Origin of the sequence: Avibacterium sp. 21-586 (assembly GCF_026226775.1) — a bacterium.
Taxonomy (GTDB): domain Bacteria; phylum Pseudomonadota; class Gammaproteobacteria; order Enterobacterales; family Pasteurellaceae; genus Avibacterium.
In genome coordinates this window covers 72,501-96,899 of record NZ_JAKKOD010000002.1, presented here as the reverse complement: position 1 = coordinate 96,899, position 24,399 = coordinate 72,501, and the positions used below count along the sequence as shown (strand labels likewise).

Annotated in this window: 21 protein-coding genes; 12 read left to right on the top strand and 9 right to left on the bottom strand. The window is 42.0% G+C overall.

Annotation, left to right across the window (positions count from 1 at the left end):
* Nucleotides 1-23: 23 nt before the first annotated feature.
* From L5B71_RS08010 to L5B71_RS07995, 4 genes are all read right to left on the bottom strand, one after another.
* The gene (locus L5B71_RS08010) at nucleotides 24-1,505 is read right to left on the bottom strand and encodes a sulfatase-like hydrolase/transferase (protein ID WP_265757872.1); all 1,482 of its coding nucleotides are present in this window, start codon (nucleotides 1,503-1,505) and stop codon (nucleotides 24-26) included.
* Nucleotides 1,492-1,635, bottom strand: coding sequence for a hypothetical protein (locus L5B71_RS08005; RefSeq protein WP_265757871.1), 144 nt, complete (start codon nucleotides 1,633-1,635; stop codon nucleotides 1,492-1,494). Before L5B71_RS08005 ends, L5B71_RS08010 begins: the two co-directional genes overlap by 14 nt.
* A 9-nt stretch (nucleotides 1,636-1,644) precedes the next feature.
* Entirely contained in the window at nucleotides 1,645-3,108 is a 1,464-nt protein-coding gene (locus tag L5B71_RS08000) for a sodium:solute symporter family protein (RefSeq protein WP_265757870.1), read from the bottom strand.
* A 234-nt stretch (nucleotides 3,109-3,342) separates the two neighbouring features.
* Nucleotides 3,343-4,074: a 3-deoxy-D-manno-octulosonic acid kinase gene (locus tag L5B71_RS07995; RefSeq protein ID WP_265757869.1), complete on the bottom strand. Its 732-nt coding sequence runs from the start codon at nucleotides 4,072-4,074 to the stop codon at nucleotides 3,343-3,345.
* 93 nt (nucleotides 4,075-4,167) lie between these two features.
* Between L5B71_RS07995 and L5B71_RS07990 the strand changes: the two genes are divergently transcribed.
* Together L5B71_RS07990 and L5B71_RS07985 are read left to right on the top strand one after the other, a co-directional pair.
* Nucleotides 4,168-5,214 (top strand): glycosyltransferase family 9 protein, encoded by a 1,047-nt coding sequence (locus tag L5B71_RS07990; RefSeq protein WP_265757868.1) that lies wholly within the window; start codon nucleotides 4,168-4,170, stop codon nucleotides 5,212-5,214.
* 156 nt (nucleotides 5,215-5,370) lie between these two features.
* On the top strand, nucleotides 5,371-7,209 hold the full coding sequence (locus L5B71_RS07985; RefSeq protein WP_265757866.1) for an ABC transporter ATP-binding protein: 1,839 nt from the start codon (nucleotides 5,371-5,373) through the stop codon (nucleotides 7,207-7,209).
* A gap of 81 nt (nucleotides 7,210-7,290) precedes the next feature.
* Here L5B71_RS07985 and glmU read toward each other — a convergent pair whose 3' ends face one another.
* Nucleotides 7,291-8,652, bottom strand: a complete 1,362-nt coding sequence (gene glmU, locus L5B71_RS07980) for a bifunctional UDP-N-acetylglucosamine diphosphorylase/glucosamine-1-phosphate N-acetyltransferase GlmU (RefSeq protein ID WP_265757865.1) — start codon at nucleotides 8,650-8,652, stop codon at nucleotides 7,291-7,293.
* Nucleotides 8,653-8,740: 88 nt separating this feature from the next.
* Between glmU and L5B71_RS07975 the strand changes: the two genes are divergently transcribed.
* Both L5B71_RS07975 and murQ read left to right on the top strand, forming a co-directional pair.
* Entirely contained in the window at nucleotides 8,741-9,862 is a 1,122-nt protein-coding gene (locus tag L5B71_RS07975; protein ID WP_442780744.1) for an anhydro-N-acetylmuramic acid kinase, read from the top strand.
* Between the two features lie 55 nt (nucleotides 9,863-9,917).
* Nucleotides 9,918-10,835 (top strand): N-acetylmuramic acid 6-phosphate etherase, encoded by a 918-nt coding sequence (murQ, locus tag L5B71_RS07970; protein ID WP_265757863.1) that lies wholly within the window; start codon nucleotides 9,918-9,920, stop codon nucleotides 10,833-10,835.
* Here the strand turns inward: murQ and rfaC are convergent.
* The 3 genes from rfaC to rfaD form a co-directional block, all read right to left on the bottom strand.
* Nucleotides 10,832-11,782, bottom strand: a complete 951-nt coding sequence (rfaC, locus tag L5B71_RS07965; RefSeq protein WP_265757861.1) for a lipopolysaccharide heptosyltransferase RfaC — start codon at nucleotides 11,780-11,782, stop codon at nucleotides 10,832-10,834. The genes murQ and rfaC overlap by 4 nt on opposite strands.
* A 13-nt stretch (nucleotides 11,783-11,795) precedes the next feature.
* Complete coding sequence (waaF, locus tag L5B71_RS07960) at nucleotides 11,796-12,851, bottom strand: lipopolysaccharide heptosyltransferase II (RefSeq protein WP_265757860.1); 1,056 nt, start codon at nucleotides 12,849-12,851, stop codon at nucleotides 11,796-11,798.
* Nucleotides 12,852-13,055: 204 nt separating this feature from the next.
* Nucleotides 13,056-13,979, bottom strand: coding sequence for an ADP-glyceromanno-heptose 6-epimerase (gene rfaD / locus L5B71_RS07955; protein ID WP_265757859.1), 924 nt, complete (start codon nucleotides 13,977-13,979; stop codon nucleotides 13,056-13,058).
* Between the two features lie 136 nt (nucleotides 13,980-14,115).
* Between rfaD and deoC the strand changes: the two genes are divergently transcribed.
* The 7 genes from deoC (at nucleotide 14,116) to fucP (ending at nucleotide 21,754) form a co-directional block, all read left to right on the top strand.
* On the top strand, nucleotides 14,116-14,805 hold the full coding sequence (deoC, locus tag L5B71_RS07950) for a deoxyribose-phosphate aldolase (RefSeq protein ID WP_265757858.1): 690 nt from the start codon (nucleotides 14,116-14,118) through the stop codon (nucleotides 14,803-14,805).
* 44 nt (nucleotides 14,806-14,849) lie between these two features.
* Nucleotides 14,850-15,599, top strand: a complete 750-nt coding sequence (locus L5B71_RS07945) for a DeoR/GlpR family DNA-binding transcription regulator (protein WP_265757857.1) — start codon at nucleotides 14,850-14,852, stop codon at nucleotides 15,597-15,599.
* Between the two features lie 329 nt (nucleotides 15,600-15,928).
* The gene (fucI, locus tag L5B71_RS07940) at nucleotides 15,929-17,695 is read left to right on the top strand and encodes an L-fucose isomerase (protein WP_265757856.1); all 1,767 of its coding nucleotides are present in this window, start codon (nucleotides 15,929-15,931) and stop codon (nucleotides 17,693-17,695) included.
* A 63-nt stretch (nucleotides 17,696-17,758) separates the two neighbouring features.
* Entirely contained in the window at nucleotides 17,759-19,222 is a 1,464-nt protein-coding gene (fucK, locus tag L5B71_RS07935) for an L-fuculokinase (RefSeq protein WP_265757855.1), read from the top strand.
* Entirely contained in the window at nucleotides 19,216-19,683 is a 468-nt protein-coding gene (gene fucU, locus L5B71_RS07930; RefSeq protein WP_265757854.1) for an L-fucose mutarotase, read from the top strand. Before fucK ends, fucU begins: the two co-directional genes overlap by 7 nt.
* A 26-nt stretch (nucleotides 19,684-19,709) precedes the next feature.
* Nucleotides 19,710-20,357 (top strand): L-fuculose-phosphate aldolase, encoded by a 648-nt coding sequence (gene fucA, locus L5B71_RS07925; RefSeq protein ID WP_265757853.1) that lies wholly within the window; start codon nucleotides 19,710-19,712, stop codon nucleotides 20,355-20,357.
* A gap of 107 nt (nucleotides 20,358-20,464) precedes the next feature.
* Complete coding sequence (gene fucP, locus L5B71_RS07920) at nucleotides 20,465-21,754, top strand: L-fucose:H+ symporter permease (RefSeq protein WP_265757851.1); 1,290 nt, start codon at nucleotides 20,465-20,467, stop codon at nucleotides 21,752-21,754.
* 74 nt (nucleotides 21,755-21,828) lie between these two features.
* Here fucP and gdhA read toward each other — a convergent pair whose 3' ends face one another.
* Nucleotides 21,829-23,178: an NADP-specific glutamate dehydrogenase gene (gene gdhA / locus L5B71_RS07915; protein WP_265757850.1), complete on the bottom strand. Its 1,350-nt coding sequence runs from the start codon at nucleotides 23,176-23,178 to the stop codon at nucleotides 21,829-21,831.
* A gap of 381 nt (nucleotides 23,179-23,559) precedes the next feature.
* Here gdhA and L5B71_RS07910 point away from each other — a divergent pair, with 381 nt between their 5' ends.
* Nucleotides 23,560-24,237 carry a TfoX/Sxy family DNA transformation protein gene (locus L5B71_RS07910; protein WP_265757849.1) on the top strand — a complete coding sequence of 226 codons (678 nt, stop codon included), beginning with the start codon at nucleotides 23,560-23,562 and terminating at the stop codon, nucleotides 24,235-24,237.
* The last annotated feature ends 162 nt before the right edge of the window (nucleotides 24,238-24,399 follow it).

Sequence of the window (24,399 nt, the reverse complement as noted above, 5' to 3'; positions counted from 1 at the left end):
TTTTTCGCGTTTATGTTGCTAAGTTACTGAATTTTTTCTTTCACTTTCACATCAGATTTTTGCTGCAGTTTTTCGTCTGCAGAAAAAACAAAATTGCTTGTATATTTGTTGAACGTGTTTTCTTCATAGCCACCCCATTCCCCCGCAAGCGTACGCTGTCCGCCGCCGTAAACAGGCAAGGTTGCACCATCAATTTCTTTATTAACATATTGATTAAACCACTGGTTTAACTCACGGCGCATTTGGGCGATTTGCTGTTGATAATCTGGATTATCAATTTGGTTGTGATGTTCATCAGGATCGTTTTTCAGATCATAAAATTCATAAGGTCCATCAGGATAGCGATGAATATATTTAAAAGAACGATTGCGGATCATTCGGGTTGGGCCATATTCATCAAAGATCACAAGATGATTTTCTTCTCGTAAATCCGATGGATCTTGGTTCAGTAAAACTGCGAAACTTTTTCCTGGATAACGCACCTGTGGCTGATTTTCATCACTGATATTGAGATATTCCAATAAGGTATGGCGCAAATCATAATGGCTCAGCAGGTTATCTACTTCACCTGTTGATAAATGATTTTTGTGATAAAGAATAAACGGCACTTTTACGGACGTGTCGAACATATTCACAGGGCTTGTGCCATTCCCTTTACCAAAAATACCGTGGTGTCCCATATTCATACCGTTATCACTGGTGAAAATGATTAGCGTGTTTTCTAAAATGCCTTTTTCCTCAAGTGCGGTGATAATTCTTCCAATATTAAAATCCATTGCAGTTAAGGCTGCGAAATATCCCCTTAGCACTTCCAATCGTTCTTCTTCATCACCTTCAAAAGTTTCATAAATTTTCCAAGGGTGATAAGGATCTCGTGGGCAAGATTCAAATTGACAATCTGCATAAAGATCCAGTATTTCTTGTGGGTGATTTTTTCGATCCCAAGGAGAATGTGGCGCGGTATAACTTAAATTGAGAAAAAATGGCTGATCGGCATTATGCACCTTCTCAATAAAGTCTAATCCATAATCGGTGATTTTATCCGTAATGTAGTCGGGTTCTTCAATTAATGTGCCATCTCGGTACATTGGCGCATTAAAGTAAGGGCCACCGCCACGCTGATGGGAATACCAATAATCAAAACCGCATTGTGGCGTGTCAGCCATACCTAAATGCCATTTGCCGCTCATTGCGCAGAGATAATTATGCTGTTTTAAGCGATCCACAAAAGTCGATTGTCCTTTTAGATAATGCTCTGTGGTCGCGCCATTTTCCCATTCTTCTAACCAGTCGTGAATTCCGTGTTGAGAAGGAATTCTTCCGGTAAAAATCGAGGCTCTCGCAGGGGAACAAACCGGAGAAACACAAAAGAAATCGTTAAATTTTTTACCTTGTTGCGCTAATTTATCAATATTAGGCGTAATTGCGTCTTTATTGCCATAGCAACCTAGTGCCCAATACCCTAAATCATCAGCAACAATCAAAACGACGTTAGTTTTTTTCATTATCGCCCACTCCTAGCATTGTTTTGATATTTTTAAAACCTTTAAAACCAACAATAAAAATAGTAAAAATATACCAACTTAGCCCGAATAAGATGAGTCCTTTCCAAAAGAGAATGATTAAATCTGTCATATTTCCCCCTTATTTGCGTAACGCATTTTTTAATAATGAGCCAACAATCATTGCAATCCAAGCAAATACAAAGGCAGCAATACCTGAATAATAAGGCCCAATTTTCACTGCAATTGGTTCAAGTGAAGGAATTTGTTGAGCCACCAAGTAAGAAAGTGGCGTTAAAGCGCCCACGACAATAGTTGCATAAGCACCCCAGTTATTCGCTTTTTTGAAATAACAAGCGGAAATTAATAGGGTGGAAACAGCAACAGAATAAATCGTAGCGGTAAGCGTCATATATATCCATAAATCGCTTTTTAACGGATACCATAAACCGTAGAATAATAAGAAAACACCGATTAGTGCGACCAATATACGATTTACAGCAATAGATTTACGCTCTGACCATTTATTTTTGTGAAAAATAATTAAGACATCGTTATAAATTACACTTGCCCAACCTAATAAATAAGAAGAGTTTGTTGACATATCAGCAGCGAGCATTGCAGCAACGAGTAATCCAATAATCCCTGTTGGAATAACAACGGAAAGCATTGTTGGCATTGCTTGAATTGGTTTTCCCCCCACACTTTCTAAACTGACAAAAGCTAATGCAGCAACCCCCCACATAACAGGGATTAATGAACGTACGATATAAAATAAACTAGTTCTTGTGTACATTTTTTTCGCGACATTGGCATCTTTTGCTGATAACACACGGGAAACCATTGTTTGCCAGGTTAGCACCGTCGCAGTAAGCACTAAAGCGGTGTAAAGTACATATTGCCAACCAAGATTAGGATTAACAAAAGGATTGATACCACCAGCACCATAGTGAGAAATTGCTGTATCAAATAATGTATCCCACCCTACTTGATAGAAAATCGTACAAGTGGTTAGCACTAAGCCAACACTCATCAAAATAAACTGCATATAATCTGTAACTAAAACGGAGAGCATTCCCCCTAAAATGGTGTATAAGGCTACAACAAGCAATAAGATTGTCATCGTGATTTCTAAGTATTCAGGTTTAAGCCCTGCCACAGCAACTAAAAATTCCCCACCTGTGCGTAAGAAAACGCCCATATTAAGCAAACCACCAAGCACAATTACCACACCAGCTGCCCAACGAACTTTTTTACCAAATTTATGTTCGAAAAACTCTGGAATGGTTACCACACCGGCTTTGCGTAAAGGCTCAATACAGAATCCCGTTTTCCCTACAGTGAACATTACGATGGTCATAATTAACCCCACCGTTGCACCCGCAAAACCGTATTTATAGCCAAGCTGTGCCGCTGCCATACAGGTTATAATGCCAAATTCAGTGGCCGCTAAAGACGCAATCCCAACGTGCAAATCTACATTTCTGCCAGCCACTAAGAAATCGTTTACGTTTTTAACATATTTGCGGATAATTATGCCAACAACAAGGCTTAATAAAATATAAAGTCCGACAATACTGCCATCTATGCTCCAATTAAACTGCATATTTACCTCCTTATATTGATAATCACAACTAATATATGGTTAATAACAGTTTATAGAAAAGTATAAAAATGAAGTATGATAGAAATCATAAAACATTTGTGAGATAGATCACATATTTAACATTTAATAATCGAGTACATAGAGGTTTTAGCAAAATCTGAAAAAAGTCTTATGTTAGGAGTATTAACATATTACGCAAATGATTGATAAAAAACCTAGATATCATATGGTTTATTATTCCTTGATATATTCTAGTATTATGTATTGCCAATCTTCTTGACTAAATTTAATACCTAGTTTCTCTTTTTCCTTCATAAAAGAGCGGTGTAATCTGGATAGGTTTTTAGCTTTCCAGCTATTTCCTGATTTTTCTACGCATTTGTCAAAATCAATCAGCCAATATTTTTGTTCTGGTGTGGCGAAATGTTGCACTAAAATATTATGGGCATTGAGATCAGTGTGGTAGATTTGTCTATCGTGTAACTGACGAATTAATCTGCCGATTTGCTGCCAATTTTCAGCGGATAAAGAATGGTGTTGTAAAAGTACGGTGAGATCTTGCGCATTTTCGATTTTTTCACTAAGCAAATCCGCTTGATAACAAATGCCTGCCTTGCCTTTAGTCACTCTTGCGCCAATGGGTTTTGGCACGGGTAAACCATCTTTATGCAATTTATTTAACAGATGAAATTCGGCGAAACTGCGCGTGTGCTGAAGATCGCTCAACCAATAGCGATCTTTATTTAACTTACCGAATAAACCACCGCGATAATAATGGCGTAAGGCACAATTTACACCAAAAACATCCGCACTTTGCACAAACCAAGTTGTCCCCCGCCCTTTCGCTGAACCAAGAATACGCTGTTGTTGCCGCCAAAATTGCGGATCAAAATAGGCGCTGGGATCTGCTGGTTGCGTTTCCAGATTAAAAATAAAATATTGATTTTGCTGTTGCAGTTCAAGCATATTGGAGAGATTTCTTATAGAATAGATCAATGAAAACATTCTACTGAAAATAAAAAAGAATGCTACATTAAGCAGAAAAAGTAAGGTAAATCTATGGCACTTTTTTCCACGCCCCCTAAATCCATTTGTATTTTACGTCTTTCCGCCATTGGTGATGTGTGTAATGCGCTGTCAGCGGTACAACAAATTCAACGTTATTGGAAAGATACCCAAATCACTTGGATTGTGGGCAAAACCGAAATGCAGTTATTACAAAATGTGAAAGGCATTCGCTTTATTCCTTATGACAAAAAAACCGGCTGGAAAGGCATTTTGGCTTTGTGGAAAACCTTGCGTGGCGAGCATTTTGATGTGCTATTAAATATGCAAACGGCATTGCGTGCTTCAATGATTTCTTTAGGTATCAAAGCCACTTATAAAGTGGGTTTTAGCAAAAATCGTGCGCGAGAAGGGCAATGGTTGTTTACCAACCGTAAAATTAATGAACCAACTAATCCGCACGTTTTGGCTGGATTTTGGGCATTCGTGGAATATTTAGGCTTGCCTGTGGAAGCCCCCAAATGGGATTTAGCCATTGGCGAAAAAGAAATTTCCGCCGTTCGGCAATTTATTGATCCGACAAGAAAAAATCTGCTTATTTCCCCTTGCTCAAGCAAATCAGAAAAAGATTGGTTGGCTGAACGCTATGCAGAAATTGCGAATATTACCCATCGTCAAAATATTAATGTGATTTTATGTGGCTCGCCTGCGCCAAGAGAGCAAGCAATGATCGAAAAAATCATCGCATTGTGTGATTTTCAGCCTGTGAATGCGAGCGGCAAAACCTCATTATTGGAATTAAGTGCCTTAATCGGAATGGCGGATTTACTGCTCGCTCCCGACAGCGGCCCTGTACATATTGCCACCGCTCAAGGCACACCAGTGATTGGCTTGTACGCTTACCATAACCCGCTACGCACAGGGCCTTATAACAATTTGCCCAAAGTGGTTTCCGTGTATGAACAAAATGCCCTGCAAGAATTTAGCAAACCTTCTAGCCAATTACCTTGGGCAACCAAATTGAAAGGCAAAGATTTAATGGCACAAATTTCTGTTGCAGATGTAGTAGACAAAATGCGCCAGATGCGCTTTATTCAATAAAACTGTTAAAAAATAGCCAAGCATTCGCTATAATACGCCGATTTTTGCGTTCGCGAATGACAAAAATAAAGTGCGGTGGAAAATTTTGTAATTTTTTACCGCGCTTATCCTTTTATTTTACCTTGCGAACCTTTCTTTTTATTTCTAGGAAAAACGATGTTTAATAAGATTTTTGAATGGTTTGAAAGCCGCCTAAATGCGTATCCAGAGCAATCACCGAAAACGCCCGAAAAAGGTTTAATCCGCTTTATTTGGTCGAATATGGAAGGAATGCGTGGCTGGATTTTGCTACTTGCGTTGCTCACCGTGGGAACAGGGGTGATGGAAGCCGTGTTGTTCCAGTTTATGGGGATCGTGGTGGATTGGCTTGGTAAGTACACGCCAGCTACCTTATGGCAAGAAAAAGGCCATTGGCTTTTAGCGATGGCAGCCTTGTTAGTGTTCAGCATATTTTGGTCATTTACTGCGTCTGCGGTTCGCTTGCAAACCTTGCAAGGGGTGTTTCCAATGCGTTTACGTTGGAATTTCCATCGTTTAATGCTGGGGCAAAGCTTAAGTTTCTATCAAGATGAATTTGCTGGACGCGTGTCGGCTAAAGTTATGCAAACCGCCCTTGCAGTGCGTGATACCGTGCTGACCATTGCGGATATTATGGTGTATGTGGTGGTATATTTTATCACTTCAGGCATTGTGCTTGCTGCATTAGATGCGTGGTTCTTGCTCCCTTTTGCCTTATGGATTGTGGCGTTTATCACGATTTTACGCATTATCATTCCAAAATTAGCCAAAACTGCAGAACGCCAAGCAGACGCTCGCTCTTTAATGACGGGGCGAATTACAGATTCTTACGCCAATATCGCCACTGTGAAATTATTTTCCCACGGTGCAAGAGAAGCCAGTTATGCTAAGCATTCAATGGAAGAATTTATGGTTACCGTACACGCCCAAATGCGTTTGGCGACCTCTTTAGATACGATTACTTACGCCACTAATATCACCTTAACACTTAGCACAGCGATCCTTGGTATTGTACTATGGAAGCAAGGTAGCGTTGGTGTGGGGGCGGTTGCCACCGCCATTGCAATGGCATTGCGGGTGAATGTTATTTCCCGTTGGATTATGTGGGAATCAGCGCGTTTATTTGAAAATATCGGTACGGTAAATGACGGAATGAACACGCTCACCAAACCGCATACCATTGTGGATAAACCGCAAGCCTCGCCATTAAAAGTGAGCAAAGGGGAAATTCGTTTTAATGATGTGAGTTTTTCTTATGATCCACAAAAACCGCTGCTAAGCCACTTTAACCTAACCATTAAACCGGGAGAAAAAGTGGGCTTGATCGGTCGTTCAGGAGCGGGAAAATCCACCATTGTAAACTTGTTATTACGTTTTTACGAAGCAAATCACGGCGACATCACCATTGACGGACAAAACGTGTGTGATGTTACTCAAGAAAGTTTACGCAGCCAAATTGGCTTAGTGACGCAAGATACTTCATTGCTGCACCGTTCCGTGCGCGAAAATATTATTTACGGCCGCCCAACTGCCAGCGATGAAGAAATGATCTCCGCTGCACAGCGTGCTGAAGCGTCAGAATTTATTCCTTATTTGAGCGACTCAGAAGGCAGAACAGGCTATGATGCTCACGTGGGTGAGCGCGGAGTGAAACTTTCTGGCGGACAACGTCAGCGTATCGCGATTGCCCGTGTGATGCTAAAAGATGCGCCAATTCTGTTGTTAGATGAAGCCACCAGCGCGCTGGATTCAGAAGTGGAAGTGGCGATTCAAGAAAGCCTAGATAAAATGATGGAGGGCAAAACCGTGATTGCTATCGCCCACCGTCTTTCCACTATTGCCGCAATGGATCGCTTAATCGTGCTAGATAAAGGTCATATCGTAGAACAAGGCTCGCATAATGAATTGCTCGCGCAAAATGGACTTTACGCCAAACTCTGGCACCACCAAAGCGGTGGTTTTTTGAGTGAAGATTAATAATTTAAAAGGCCCAATCAAAATTGAGCCTTTATTTTGGTTCTTATAAAAGTGGTTAAAAAATTTACCACAGATTTATGGTTATTTTTTAGTTGGGCGTTTCCAACCTTGGATATTGCGTTGTGGAACGCGTGAGATCACCAGTTCGTTTTCTGCAATATCTTTGGTTACTGTTGTGCCAGCGCCGATTGTTGCCCCTTTGGCAATGGTTACTGGGGCAACCAGTTGGCTGTCTGACCCTACGAACACATCATCACCAATCACAGTTTTGAATTTGTTTACACCATCATAATTACAAGTGATGGTACCTGCGCCGATATTACAATTTGCGCCAATGTCGCTATCACCCACATAGCTTAGGTGGTTCACTTTAGAGCCTTTGCCAATTTGCGATTTTTTCACTTCCACAAAGTTGCCGATATGGGTTTGTGCGGCAAGTTCTGTACCGGGGCGAAGGCGGGCAAAAGGCCCAATTTTCGCTTCTTCACCAATTACCGCATCTTCAAAGACAGAATACGGTTTGATTTCCACATCATCACCAATCACGCAGTTTTTGATCACGCAACCTGCACCAATTTTGACACGATTACCCAATTTTACTGTGCCTTCGATAATTACATTCACATCAATTTCCACATCTTTACCGTGAGTGATTTCGCCACGCAAATCAAAACGGTTTGGATCGCGCAAACTCACGCCAGCTAGCAATAATTTTTCCGCTTGTTTACGTTGATAATAACGCTCAAGCTCAGCCAGTTGTAAGCGGTTATTTGCGCCTTCGACTTCCATTAAATCTTGCGCTTGCACAGCAGCCACTTTGCAGCTGTCTTGGTTGGCGAATTTAATCGCATCAGTCATATAATATTCGCCTTGTGCATTGTTGTTATCCAATTTTGCTAGCCATTTTCTAAAACTCGCGCCACTGGAAACCATTACACCTGTATTCACTTCTTGAATGGCTAATTGTTCTGGCGTGGCATCTTTTTGCTCAACAATGGCAACCACATTGCCGTCTTGACGAATAATCCGTCCATAGCCTGTCGGATCCTCTAAATGCGCGGTTAATAAGGCAATGCCGTTTTCTGGTTTAGCATCAATCAGTTTTTGCAAGGTTTGCGCGGTGATAAGTGGAGCATCGCCATACAGCATTACGATATTTTCATCATCGGCAAAAAATGGTGCAGCCTGTTGCATTGCGTGTCCTGTACCAAGCTGTACGGGTTGTAGTACCCAGTTTACCTTTTCATCAGCAAGGTGTTGTTGTAATAATTCTGCACCGTGTCCATAAATTAAATGAATATTATCGGCATTGAGCTGTTTTGCTGTATCAATAACGTGCTTCACCATTGCTTTGCCTGCGACTTTATGCAACACTTTTGGCAAGTCCGAATACATTCTTGTGCCTTTGCCCGCGGCCAAAATCACTACGCTTAAATTTTTCATAAAAATCCTTGTTCTGTCGGTTTAAGATAAAAATCTGCGCTATTTTATAATAGAATATCGGCAATTCAAATTTTCTATGGAAATGTTTATGCAACCCCATTATTACCTTGGCGTGATGTCTGGCACGAGTCTTGATGGCGTGGATCTCGCACTAATGGATTTTTCCACTCAGCCTGCGCAAGTGGTCGCCACGGATTTTGTGCCAATGCCGCAATATTTACGCCAAAATCTCACCGCACTTTGCCAGCAAGGGCAAGGCACGTTACAGCAAATTGGCGAACTGGATCATCAACTTGGCGTACTTTATGCAGAAAGCATCAACCAATTTTTGGCGAAACATTCTCTTCGCGCGGAACAAATTCAGGCGGTAGGCTGCCACGGACAAACCATTTGGCACGCACCGCAAGGGCAATCGCCCTTTACTTGGCAATTAGGCGATGCCAATATTATTGCTGCGCGCACCGGCATTACTACCGTCGCTGATTTTCGCCGTAAAGATATGGCTTATGGCGGACAGGGTGCGCCACTCGTGCCTGCTTTCCACCACAATGTGTTTGCTGATCCTACGCGAAATACTGTGGTGCTGAATATTGGTGGGATTAGCAATATTTCTGTGCTGATCCCAAACCAGCCCGTGCTAGGTTACGACACAGGCGTGGGCAATGCGTTGCTAGATAGTTGGATCGCCAAACATCAGGGAAAAAGCTATGATAAAAATGGCGAATGGGCAGCGTCTGGGCAAAGCAATCCTACATTGTTGCAAGATTTATTGGCAGATCCTTATTTTTCCTTGCCTGCCCCGAAAAGCACAGGACGAGAGTTATTTAATTTAGCTTGGTTAGAAAAAATTCTGCAAAAACACACTGCACTTCTCCCGCAAGATGTGCAAGCAACACTGGCAGAATTTACCGCACAATGCACCGCACAAGATCTGCAACACTTAAGCCAACACAACGCGCTTCCTTGTTTATTATTAGTCTGCGGCGGCGGAGCTAAAAACCCTGTTATTATGGCGCACTTGCAATGTTTATTACCCGATTGGCAAATTGCCACCACCACAGATTATGGCTTGGATGCGGACTACCTAGAAGCTGCCGCCTTTGCGTGGCTAGCTTACCGCCGAATGGAAAATTTACCCTCCAACCAACCCAGCGTTACCGGCGCAACAAAAGCGGTGAGTTTAGGGGTGATTTATCCTAAGGATGATTAAATAAAGGTGAAAATCGGAAACTCTATATTTCCCCAAAAAAACAAAGAGACAAAAAATGAAAGATAACCAATTACTCAATCAACTGTCGCAACTTAGCACGGAACAACGTAATCCAAACTCAATGAATTTGGACAAGCTTTCAGCATTGGAAATTGTGCAATTAATGAATGCGGAAGACAAGAACGTGCCGTTGGCTATTGAAAAATGCTTACCACAAATTGCCGCGGCGGTGGAAAAAATCGTGCAGGCGTTTCAGCAAGGAGGGCGTTTGGTGTATCTCGGGGCTGGCACAAGTGGACGCTTGGGCGTGCTTGATGCATCAGAATGTCCGCCTACATTTGGTGTTTCCAATGAAATGGTAAAAGGCATTATCGCTGGGGGAGAACGTGCGTTGCGCCACCCGATTGAGGGGGCAGAAGACAATCCACAAAGTGCGGTGGAAAATTTGCAAGAAATTGGTTTTAATGAAAAAGATATTTTGGTCGGCATTGCTGCCAGCGGTCGCACGCCTTATGTGCTAGGCGGCTTGGATTATGCGAAATCCTTGGGCGCAACCACGGTGGCCATTGCTAGCAACGCCAACTCGCCGATGGCACAGGTGGCAGAGATTGCCATCGTTACCACGGTAGGCGCGGAAGTGCTAACTGGCTCAAGCCGTTTGAAATCTGGCACGGCGCAAAAATTGGTGCTGAATATGCTCACCACCGCCAGTATGGTGCTAATTGGGAAATGCTACCAAAATTTAATGGTGGACGTGCAAGCCAGCAATCAAAAATTAGTGGCGCGCGCTGTGCGTATCGTAATGCAGGCGACAGATTGCACCGCTGAACAAGCAGAACAAACCCTTAACGCTGCACACAACAATGCAAAAGTGGCCATCTTAATGTTGCTGGCAGATCTGGATTATCCAAGTGCGGTACAATTATTGCGAGAAAATCAAGGACGCTTGCAAGGGGCGTTAAAATTAAATTAGAGCAAAGGGCGTAAGCACTGCAACACCGCATCGGCAGAAATCTCCCCCATTGTGGGTGCTTGTAAGTGATATTGATTTTTGCCGTAAGTGCCGATTAAATCTGGGTTGGTTGCCCCATAAAGGGTGATGTTCGGTTTATCTAAGGCGGCGGTGAGATGCGCCAACCCTGTATCTACGGAAACTACTGCCCGGGCATTGGCGATATGTTGCGCTAATGCGGTGAGATTCATTTTCGGCAAAACAACCGCATTTTCAATGCCTTGTGCGATCCATTCCGCAGTGTGTTTTTCTTTCTCATTTCCCCAAGGCAAATGCACGGCAACCCCAAGAGCGGTGAGATTTTGCGCTAATTTTTTCCATTCTTGACTACACCAATGTTTATCCGCGCGCGTGGTGGCGTGAATCAACAACACATAAGGCGGTAGGCTGTGTTGCACGGGAAAATGCTGTGCAATGCCATAATCCCCTTGTTGGCTCGGAAGCGCATAACCCAAGGCTTGCGCAAATAACTGGCGAATGCGTTCTACGGCGTGTTGCTGATAATCAATGGTATAGCGCTCATCATAAAATAAGGTTGCCAAAGGCTCACGTGCAGAATGTTTATCGTAGCCGTGCTTTGCTCCTTGTGCTAAGTGCACGGCGAACAATGCACTTTTCACTAAACCTTGCGCATCAATCACGGCATCATATTGATTTTGTTGTAATAATTGACGATAGACTTGCCATTCTTGCCAAGTTTTGCGTTGTAAAAGCTGTTTGCGCCAACGGCGAATGGCAACGGGGATAACTTGTTTCACCGCTGAATGCCAAGTAGGTATTTCCGCGAAATTTTCCTCCACCACCCAATCCACTTGTAAATTAGGCAAGGCTTTTTGCGCATCGGTCAATGCGGGCAAAGTGTGGATTACATCGCCCATTGAAGACGTTTTTACTAAGCAAATTCGCATCGTTCTGCCTTATTTATGTCTGATCAAAGTGCGGTAAAATTTCGCTTAATTTTTCCACTACCATCGCAGGCGTGATGTCGATAAGGCTTTGGTGATAGCCTTCAACACTATCTTTGCCCTGACGAATTTTTTCTAATCCACCTTTTTGCAAGCGAATAATCACCGCTTGATGGGATAATGGTGGCGTATATTGCGGGCTGGTTGGGCCGTAAAGCGCCACCAGTGGACGCTGCACCGCCGCCGCAACGTGCATTAATCCGCTATCGTTGGTAACCACACCTTGGCAATCTGCGATTAAATCTACTGCTTGATTAAGGCTGGTTTGTCCCGCTAAATTTAAGCAATAAGGCTGTAAATTTTCTGGCAGACTGGCACGAATTTCATCGCCCACTTGTTCATCTTTTGCTGAACCAAACAGACGAATGCTGTAACCTTTTTCAATCAGCATTTGAGCAAGCACTGCATAATGATAATGCGGCCAGCGCTTGGCAGGGCCAAATTCCGCACCCGGACAAAAACCAATCGCAGGGCGATTTTTTGCCTGTGCAAGTTGTGCGTGGAAATGGCTTTTGGTTTGCTCAATTTGTTGGCTGCTCACCTGTAAATAAGGGTAAGGAAAGGCCATTTGTGCTGCCGTTGGCACGGCGTTTTTTTCATAAGCTAATGCTACATAGCGCTGCACCATCATTGGGTAATCATTTTTATTGGTGCGTAAATCATTTAAAAAGAAATAACGGCTTTCCCCTTTCCAACCATGACGGCGGGCAATTTTGGCAAACGCAGGAATAAACGCAGATTTCAGTGAGTTTGGCAATACAATCGCCATATCATATTGATTTCTTAGGCTTTTCCCAATTTCATAGCGCTGTTTCAAGCCAAAGGTGCCGTGTCCAATTGGCATTGTGAGCGCGCGTCTTACTTCTGGCATTCTTTCCAACAAGGGTTTACACCAATTTGGTGCAAGCACATCAATTTGGCAATCAGGATATTGCTGTTTTAAGCATTGATATAAACTGTGCGACATCATCATATCGCCAACCCAAGACGGGCCAATTATTAAGATGTTCATTCTGCGGTTCTCATTAATTTGTGAATTATATCAATTGTCGGGGAAACGTTATGCTCGCTCAAAAATCGCCAATTTCCCACCGCTCTTCTATTTGGCTAAAAATAAAAGTGCAGTGAAATTTCTGCTAATTTTTTACGACTAATCCTGTTATTTCGGGCGAACACGCAGGTTCGCCCTTACATCTGATTTAATTGCGTAGTTATGTTATTTATTCAACCACGCCATATATTCGCTGACACCTTCGGCAACGCTTTTGAATGGTTTGTCATAACCTGTGGCGCGCAGTTTGGTGAGATCCGCTTGGGTGTATTCTTGGTAACGGCTTTTTAAATGCTCTGGGAAGGGAATGGTTTCAATTTGCCCTTTGCCGTGGAATTTCAATACCGCTTGCGCTACGGCCTCGAAACTTTCCGCTTTGCCCGTTCCGCAGTTGTAGATGCCCGAAATGCCGTGTTGCCAGCACCAAATATTTACCGCTGCCACATCGCCAACATAGACAAAATCACGCAAGAAATGTTCGCTGCCAGCGAATAATTTTGGATTTTCCCCTTTCAAAATTTGGTTATTAAGGTGGAAAGCCACACTCGCCATACTGCCTTTGTGTTGTTCTCTTGGGCCATAAACGTTGAAATATTTAAAGCCGCACACAGGTGATTGCGCTTCTGGCAGGATTTTACGCACATATTCATCAAATAAGAATTTGGAATAACCATATACATTTAATGGTTTTTCAAATTCACGCGCTTCGATAAAGGTATCGCTGTCGCCATAGGTGGCAGCACTGGACGCATAATAGAACGGAATTTGGCGATCTAAACAATAATGTAATAGCTCTTTGGAATATTCATAATTGTTTTCCATCACAAATTTGCCGTCCCACTCGGTGGTGGCCGAGCAAGCGCCCTCGTGGAAGATCACATCAATATCGCCTAAATCATCGCCTGCCATAATGGACGCAATAAAGTCGTCTTTATCGTAATAATCCGCAATATCCAAATCCACTAAATTGACGAATTTTGTGCCGTCTTTTAAATCATCCACCACTAAAATATCTGTGCGTCCAATCTCGTTTAACGCTTTTACGATGTTACTGCCAATAAAGCCTGCACCGCCAGTTACAATAATCATTCTTCAATCCTCATTTGATTTCAATATTGCCGTTTATTCTAAAGGATTTTGCGCATAAGGGCTAAAGAAATTTCGCGCTTACCCCCTCTTTTGGGTTATGATATAGCGTAAATTCAGACCAGATTAAGGACAGACAATGCAACTACAAGATATTGCTAAATACATTGATCACACCGCCCTTGGCGCAGATAAAACCCCACAAGATATTCTTCACTTATGCCAAGAAGCGATTGAACACCAATTTTGCTCCGTGTGCATAAACTCCGCCTATATTCCACTGGCTAAGCAGGCACTCATGCAAAATGGCAAAGAGAAAAGTGCGGTGAAAATTTGCACCGTTGTTGGTTTTCCCTTAGGAGCAAATTTAAGCCAAGTAAAAGCCTTTGAAGCGGCGCAAGCCATTAATGCAGGGGCGGATGAAATAGATATGGTGATCAACATTGGCCTTGCTAAAGCCCATCAATGGCAAGCGGTGGAACAAGATATTGCCGCCGTGCTTGCGGCTTGCCAAGGCAAAACCTTAAAAGTGATTTTAGAAACCTGCCTACTAACCAAAGAAGAAATCATCAAGGCTTGTGAAATTTGCAAAGCACTCAAGGTGGCATTTGTCAAAACTTCCACAGGCTTTAGTACTGGCGGCGCAACGGTTGAAGATGTTGCCCTGATGAAACAAACCGTAGGCGACAAGGTGGAAGTAAAAGCCTCAGGCGGCATCCGCGACACCACCACCGCACTGGCAATGCTCAACGCTGGCGCAACCCGTTTAGGCGTAAGCGCTGGCGTTGCCATTGTGAAAGGAATGGATGCGCAGGGGAATGGGTATTAATTTCTATAATGCCCGAATGACTGTTTTGACCGTTTGGAGGGATTATGCCAACAAGAACGTCGCAAATTTTACAGCTTGTCAATTCAGTAGGGAAAGTGAATGTTAATGAGCTTGCTCAGCAGTTTAGTGTGTCAGTGGAAACCATTCGCCGAGATTTGCGAGCACTAAATCAAAAAGGCTTGTTACATCGTGTACATGGAGGTGCAATGAGCAGCCAATCAAAGGATATTGGCCGCTCATTTCAAGCAAGACAACGTTTAAATTCTGAAGCAAAAAAATACATTGCACAGCAGGTGGTGGATTATATCTTTGAGGGGGCGGTAATCGGCTTAGATGCGAGTTCCAGTAGCTGGCATTTTGCGCAGTTGATTCCTGATATTCCTTGCACTGTTGTCACCAATTCTATGCATAATATCAATGCATTAGTTAATAAACCTAATGTTACAACCATTGCCACCGGCGGTGTTTATTCGGCAAAATATGCCGCTTTTTATGGCCCGCTTTCTGAACAGCTTTTGCTTCGTTTGCATATTGATTTATGTGTTTTTTCTTGTACTGGGGTGGATAGCAGTGGTGCAATTTGGGAATCTAATGAACTGAATGCGTCCATCAAACGCAAATTAATTGATGCGTCCGCGCAGAAATTCTTATTATTGGATAGCTCTAAATTTGAGCGTAAAAATCTTATAAAACTGGGAGAACTTTCTCAGTTAGACATTTTATTCACCGATCAAGCGCCGAATGAAAGTTTACAAAATTATTGTAAAGAACAAGAAATTCATCTCACTTTTTGACCGCTCTTTAGAGAAAAAATGCCCGATTTAATAATTAAGCGTTAAATCGGGCATTTTGTTTTGCTGTAAACGGTCATTTTTTGTGATCTATTCCGCAAAAATTACACAAATTTGCTAAAAAACTATTCCCTTTTTTTGATTTATTGAACAATAAAGTTGATGCAACACATTGCATAACGATATTGCTCCACCGTTCCATTCTTGCCGTATGCACGATGAAAGCAATTCATTTTTACCCAAGTCGTACTTTTTCAATAAATCTTGCTGGTTTTATTCAACATAATATCCATTTCGGAATAAAGCTCAGCTTAGTATAGAGGGAAAACACAATGACAGTATTAAAATCAGCGCCAATTAGAATTGGTATTCGTCCAACCATTGATGGTCGCCGTATGGGCGTGCGTGAATCGCTCGAAGATCAAACGATGAATATGGCAAAATCTGTTGCCAATTTATTAGAAAGCCATATTCGCCATACGGACGGTTCATTTGTGGAATGTGTTATCGCAGATACTTGTATTGGTGGTGTGGCAGAAGCCGCTGCTTGTGCAGAAAAATTTAAACTTGCCAATGTTGGTGCAGTGATTACCGTCACCCCTTGCTGGTGCTATGGTTCAGAAACCATTGATATGGATCCGCATATGCCAAAAGCCATTTGGGGATTCAATGGCACAGAACGCCCGGGTGCAGTTTATTTAGCAGCAGCATTAGCTGGCCATTCACAAATGGGCTTACCTGCCTTTTCTATTTATGGCACAGAAGTGCAAGAAGCTTCTGATACCAGTATTCCTGAAGATGTCAAAGAAAAACTCCTACGCTTTGCTCGTGCTGCCCTGACTGTGGCGACCATTCGAGGCAAATCCTATCTTTCTATCGGTTCTGTTTCTATGGGAATTGCAGGATCTATCGTGGATCAAAAATTCTTCCAAGAATATTTAGGTATGCGCAATGAATATGTGGATATGAGCGAAATTAAACGCCGTCTTGACCGCAAAATTTATGATGAGGAAGAAGTGGAATTGGCACTTCAATGGGTGAAAACCTATTGCAAAGAAGGCGTTGATGTCAATCACCCAGATCATCAAGATAGCCCAGAACAAAAAGCGCAGCTTTGGGAAAATGTGGTGAAAATGGCAATCATCACTCGTGACCTGATGGCGGGTAATGAAAAATTAGCGCAGCTCAATTATGGTGAAGAAGCCCTTGGACATAATGCTATTGCAGCAGGTTTTCAAGGACAACGTCATTGGACAGACCATATGCCAAATGGCGATTTTATGGAAGCCATTCTTAACTCCACCTACGACTGGAGCGGTGTTCGACCACCTTACATTCTTGCTACGGAAAATGACTCCCTCAATGGCGTATGTATGTTGTTTGGTAATCAGCTTACTGGGCAAGCGCAAATCTTTGCCGATGTGCGTACCTATTGGAGTCCTGATGCGGTGGAACGTGCCACTGGCTTCCGCCCAGAAAGCGGCTTTATCCATTTGATTAACTCAGGTTCTGCTGCCTTAGACGGCACAGGTCAGCATACGGATGAAAAAGGCAATCCTGTCATTAAGCCTGCTTGGGAAGTGACGGAAGAAGATGGCAAACGTTGTGTGGAAAACACCCGTTGGTGTCCTGCGGTGTATGAATATTTCCGTGGCGGCGGTTACTCATCACAATATCTCACTAAAGGCGGAATGCCATTTACGATGCACCGTTTAAATATTATTCGAGGCATTGGCCCTGTACTACAAATTGCGGAAGGTTGGTCAATTGATTTACCTGCTGAAGTTCACGACACGCTAATGAAACGCACTAACGAAACCTGGCCTTGCACTTGGTTCGTACCGCGCTTAACAGGAACAGGTGCATTCACTGATGTGTATTCTGTTATGGCGAACTGGGGAGCAAATCACTGCGTTGCCACTTATGGTCATATTGGTGCGGATCTTATCACCCTTGCTTCAATGTTGCGTATTCCTGTGTGTATGCACAATGTGGCTGAACAAGACATTTTCCGCCCAAGTGCGTGGAATGGCTTTGGTCAAGACAAAGAAGGGCAAGATTACCGTGCTTGCGCAAACTTTGGGCCACTTTATAAATAATCGCTAAAGGAAAAGTGCGGTGTTTTTTAACCGCACTTTTGAAATAGAACTCTCGGAGGTTTTATGGCAATTGCACTGATTTTTGATTGTGGCGCAACCAATTTACGCACGATTGCTATTGATCAAAAGGGCAAGATTTTGGCCTCTCATCATCAGCCAAACCGTGCGCAAGCTGATACGCAGTATCCGCATTTTTATATTTGGGATATTGAAGAAATTTGGCAGAAGCTGTTAATTTGTGCCGAAAAAACCTTAACCCAGCTCAAACAATCCCATTCATTGCAAGACATTGTGGGGATCGGCGTAACCACCTTCGGGGTGGATGGCGCACCTTTCGATGAAGCTGGAAATCAGCTTTACCCGATTATTTCTTGGCAATGTCCTCGCACCATTTCCATTATGGAAAATCTTGCGCAATACCTTGATGTGAATGCGCTTTATCAACGTAACGGGATCGGGCAATACAGTTTTAACACCCTATTTAAACTGTTATGGCTAAAAGAAAATGAACCTGAAATTTTGCAAAAAATGGATAAATTTGTGTTCATTTCATCAATGCTTAATCAACGTTTAACGGGCGTTTTTAGCACCGATCGCACAATGGCTGGTACCTCAATGATGACCGATTTGCAAAGTCAAACTTGGGATACGGCGGTGTTAAATGTGTTAGGGCTGCAAGAAACGCATTTCCCACCAATGGTAAGTGCGGGTGAAAAAATTGGCGTTTTATCTACTGCACTTTGTCTGCAGCTAGGGTTAAACCCAATTCCTGTGATTTCTTGCGGACACGATACCCAATTTGCGGTTTTTGGCTCAGGCGCAGGATTAAATCAACCGGTGCTAAGTTCTGGCACTTGGGAGATTTTAATGGCACGCACTGAAAAAGCTGAGCCACACATTGAGTTTGTGCCACAAGGCTTAACCACTGAGTTTGATGCACAATCTCGTTGCTTTAATCCTGCAGTGCAATGGATTGGCTCGGGCGTGATGGAATGGGTGGGCAAAACTTTCTTTGCCGATGTAAAAGGCACTGATCAGTATTACCCCACAATGATCGCAGAAGGTGCCGCAGCACCTGTGGGTTCACAGGGTATTCGCTTCCGTGGCAAGTTTAATCCAGCAGATAACGGACAAGGTTTCGGGCAAATTGTTGGGCTTTCAATGCATAGTTCTCGTGGGCAAATTTACCGTGCAGCATTGGAATATATGGCTTATCAACTTAAAGCAGGCTTAGATATTCTGCAACAAGTCAGCCATTTCAAAGCGGAGAGCTTAATTTGCGTGGGCGGCGGTTCTAAAAATAGCTTATGGAATCAAATTCGTGCTGATGTGCTCAATTTACCTATAGATATTGTGGATGTGGCGGAAAGCACCGTGTTAGGTGCGGCAATGTTTACCTTTGCGGGCGTTGGCGTTTATGACAATGTACAACAAGCACAAGGTGAAATGCAGCCAGCTAAACAGCGCATTTTCCCTTCTAATCACACCGCACTTTATCAACAACTGATGGAGAACAAACAATGTTAAAAGGAATTCATCCTGCACTTTCCCCTGAATTATTGAAGGTACTTGCGGAAATGGGACACGGCGATGAGATTATATTAGCTGATGCTCATTTTCCAGCTCATCAATTGAATAATCGTGTTATTCGATCTGATGGAATTAGCGTTGATACCTTACTTACTGGAATTGTGCCGTTATTTGAATTTGATGCTTATGTGGAAGCACCACTCATTATGATGAAAGCCGTTCAAGGCGATAGCCTTGACCTTAGTGTGGAAGTGCGTTATCTCAAAGCGATTGAAACGGCATTACATAAATCCGCACAAAACCAAAGTGCGGTGCAAAATTTACCGAAATTAGCCCGTATTGACCGTTTTGATTTTTATGATCGCGCGAAAAAAGCTTATGCCGTGGTGGTAACGGGCGAATGTGCAAAATACGGCAACATTATTTTGAAAAAGGGTGTAACCCCAGTCGTTCCCTAAAAAATTGTAGTAAGGAGAAGATTAAAATGAACAGACAACAACTTTCTCGCAAGATCATTGATACTTGCCTCGAAATGACAAGATTAGGTTTAAATCAAGGCACTGCAGGCAATATCAGTGTGCGTTATCAAGATGGAATGTTGATTACCCCAACAGGAATGCCTTATGAAAAAATGACAGAGCAAGACATTGTTTTTGTAAGTCAAGAAGGGCAACACGAAGAAGGTAAATTGCCTTCTAGTGAGTGGCATTTCCATTTAGCCGTTTATCAGGCTCGTCCCGATGTGAATGCAGTGGTGCATAACCACGCAACTTATTGTGCTGCGGTGTCAATCTTGGAAAAACCTATTCCGCCCATTCACTATATGATTGCAGTGGGCGGCACCGATCATATTCCTTGTGTCCCTTATGCCACTTTCGGCACGGCAAAATTAGCCGAATATGTAGGTGAGGGCATTAAGCAAAGCAAGGCGATTTTACTTGCTCACCACGGTTTAATCGCAGCTGAAGAAAATTTAGATAAAGCCTTATGGTTAGCACAGGAAGTGGAGGTGCTAGCGAAATGGTATATCCAATTACTCTCAACCCAACAACCTATCCCATTGTTATCAGAACAAGATATGGCAGTGGTGTTAGAAAAATTCAAATCTTATGGATTACGCATTGAGGAGTAGCGAGTTTATCGCGCAGTTGCTTCAAAAAAGTTGATGACCAAGCAAACTCATTTCATAACTGCAAAGAGAAATCGTGGTGAGTTTGCCCTCAAACAAGGAGAAATATTATGAGTGCAAAAATTCTTGAAAAGCAATTTGTTGTTCCATTTATCCTCATTACCACGCTATTTGCACTATGGGGATTTGCCAATGATATTACTAATCCAATGGTTGCAGTATTTCAAACTGTGATGGAAATTCCCGCCTCAGAAGCAGCATTAGTGCAATTTGCTTTCTACGGTGGCTACGGCACAATGGCGATTCCTGCCGCATTATTTGTTAGCCGTTATAACTATAAATCGGGGGTATTACTTGGTTTGGCTCTCTATGCTGTGGGGGCATTTTTGTTCTATCCTGCGGCACGCTATGAACAATTTACCTTCTTTTTATTCTCGCTTTACATTTTGACCTTTGGTTTGGCATTTTTGGAAACCACAGCTAACCCTTATATTCTTTCAATGGGTGATCCACAAACTGCAACCCGCCGTTTAAATTTAGCACAATCTTTTAATCCGCTCGGTTCTATTACAGGGATGTTTGTTGCCTCACAAATCGTGTTAGTGAATTTGGAGTCTGACAAACGTGATGCTGCAGGTAATCTCATTTTTAACACCTTATCCGCAGCAGAAAAAGCTGTGGTGCGCACCCACGATTTGGAAATTATCCGCAACCCTTATTTAGTAGTGGGGCTTGTAGTTGTGGTCATTATGTTGATGATTGGCTTATACAAAATGCCTACAACCAAAATTGAGCAAGGCGGCAAACTTTCTTTTCGCGAGGCCTTTAACCGATTAATTGTAAAAGCAAAATATCGTGAAGGTGTGATTGCACAAGTGTTCTATGTCGGTGTACAAATTATGTGTTGGACTTTCATCATTCAATACGCAGAACGTTTGGGTTTTACCAAAGCAGAAGCACAAAATTACAACATTATTGCAATGGGAATTTTTATCGTGAGCCGCTTTATTAGCACCAGCATTATGAAATATCTCAAAGCTGAATTAATGTTGTATCTTTTCGCATTAGGTGGTTTCTTCAGTATCCTTGGCGTAATCTTTATTGATGGTGTGGGTGGTTTGTATTGCTTAATTCTCACTTCAGCCTTTATGTCTCTAATGTTCCCAACGATTTATGGTATCGCCCTTTATGGTTTAAAAGAAGAAGCCACGTTAGGAGCAGCAGGGTTAGTAATGGCTATTGTTGGTGGTGCTTTAATGCCACCATTACAAGGCATTATCATTGATCGAGGAGAGCTTTTTGGAATGCCAGCGGTAAATGTATCTTTCGTGTTACCACTTATCTGTTTTGTTGCCATTGCGATTTATGGTTATCGTGCTTGGAGAGTGCTAGAATCTTAAAAGTAACGAATGTTTTGTATAATAAAAAAGCTATCCACTTTAGGATAGCTTTTGTGCTTAGAAAAATAATGCTGTTAGTAAACACCTTGAGCTAACATAGCATCTGCAACTTTTACGAAACCTGCGATGTTTGCACCTGTTACATAATTGATGTTCGCTTGCCCTTCTACTGTACCGTATTTTTTACAGTTTGCGTGGATGTCGAGCATAATTTGTTTTAATTTCGCGTCCACTTCTTCTGCTGTCCAGTATAAACGTTGTGAGCTTTGCGCCATTTCTAAACCGGATGTTGCTACGCCACCTGCGTTCGCAGCTTTACCTGGGCCGAATAATACGCCCGCTTCAAGTAATGCGTCTGTTGCCTCAATTGTGGTAGGCATATTTGCACCTTCAGCCACAAGTTGTACGCCGTTTGCAATTAATTTTTGTGCATCAGAAAGGTCTAATTCATTTTGTGTTGCACAAGGTAAGGCGATGTCTGCTTTCACGCTCCACGGACGTTCGCCAGCAACATATTGTAAGCCAAATTTTTCTGCGTAGTCTTTTACTCGACCACGTTGCACATTTTTGATTTCCATTAATGCCGCTAATTTTTCTGGCGTAAAACCAGCTTCATCATAAACATAACCAGAGCTATCAGAGCAGGTTACCACTTTAGCACCAAGTTGTAATGCTTTTTCAATTGCATATTGTGCTACGTTGCCTGAACCTGAAACTACTACAGTTTTACCTTGGAAAGATTGGCCTTTTTCTTCAAGCATTGCTTGTGCGAAATAAACTAAGCCGTAACCAGTTGCTTCTGGGCGAATTAAGCTACCACCGAATGACAAGCCACGACCAGTAAACACACAACCTGCTTGGTTAGATAATTTTTTCATCATACCAGCAAGATAGCCGACTTCACGACCACCTACACCAATATCGCCTGCTGGCACATCCGTATCTGGACCAATGTGGCGATAAAGCTCACTAACTAAGGCTTGGCAGAAACGCATTACTTCACCGTCTGATTTACCTTTAGGATCGAAGTCTGAACCACCTTTACCGCCCCCCATAGGTAGAGTGGTTAAGGCGTTTTTGAAAATTTGTTCAAAACCTAAGAATTTTAAAATTGATTGGTTTACTGAAGGGTGAAAACGCATACCACCTTTAAATGGTCCAATTGCACTGCTGAATTGCACACGGAAAGCACGGTTTACTTGCACTTGCCCTTTGTCATCAGTCCAGGCTACGCGGAATTGGATTAAACGCTCAGGTTCAACAAGACGTTCTAAAAGTGCTTGCGAGCGATATTGTGGATTTTTTTCTAAAAATGGCCAAATTGATGTGAACACTTCACGTACAGCTTGTAAAAACTCTGGTTGGTGTCCATCACGTTGTTCAACTTTAGCTAAGAATTCTTCTAATGATGTAAATGTTTGCATAGTGTGTTTCCTTTATGAATAAATTGTTATGTTATTACTAAATTTGAGTGTTTTTTAACCTCTTTTAGTAACTGAACCTTTTGTTAATAGGTTCGGTATTAATATGCAACAAAAAAAGATAGGATTGCAAACGTTTTTATGCAATAAATAGATTTTTTTATAGAGTTATTTATATGAAATTGAATATTTTATAAAAATATGACGTTATTTTTTAATTTTTCAATTAAAAATAATTGTTTTTTACGATCTGAATCACAAAAACTAAAATAAACTATAAATTTTTATAAATATTTCAGTTTGAGTATGGTATAAAAAATCTAGGTATAAGATCGTTCAAGCTTCCCATTATTTTTTGTTACCAATAATAATAAGGAGATTGATATGAGTATTACAGATGACGCTACATTGGAAATCAGAAATGAGCTTTCAGGTTTAGTTGGAGAGGTGACAGCAAAAAGCTTATTTACCGGCTATGGCATTTTTTATAGAAATATAATGTTCGGTTTATATCAAAACGCTCGATTTTATTTAAGGGCAGTTGGTTCATTAGCTGAACATTTAATCAAACTGGGCGCAGCACCTTACGCTACAGATGCCGAAAATCCTGATCTTAGAGTGTCCCAATATTATCGCCTACCTAACTCGGTGATCTCTAATAAAATAGAATATCGCTTTTTAGTAATTTGTGCTATCAAGCAAGTTAGAGATAAGCAAATTGAGCAGGCACTATTAAAGAAAAATCGTATAAAGGAGCTTCCTAATCTTTCGGTAAAACATGAAAAACTACTCAGCAAAATCAACATATTTGATGTTGATACGTTAGTTCGTTTTGGCGCAGATTATTGCTACATAGAACTAAGAAAGTTGGGCTATTCAGTAAACTTGTCATTTTTTTGGAATATAACGGCAGCACTACTGAATAAAAATGTGCTGCTACTTAATGATACGGAAAGAAAGGCTGCTATTATTAAGTTAAATAAGGCGTTGAAGATACAAGGAATGCGAGAAATCTCAAGCAGAGAGGTGGAAAGATCTATTGGTAGGCTGAAAATTCGCTAATTTCTGCTGTTAAAATAGACTTGCTGGTGGGTTTTTTAGGCCATTACTAAAAAAAACGAAATTTTTTGCAAAAAGGAGTTGCAAAGATTTCGTAGATGTCTATAATACGCGGCAGACAACGACGCGACGTTGTAAAAGTAGACTGATACAAATCGCGTCGTT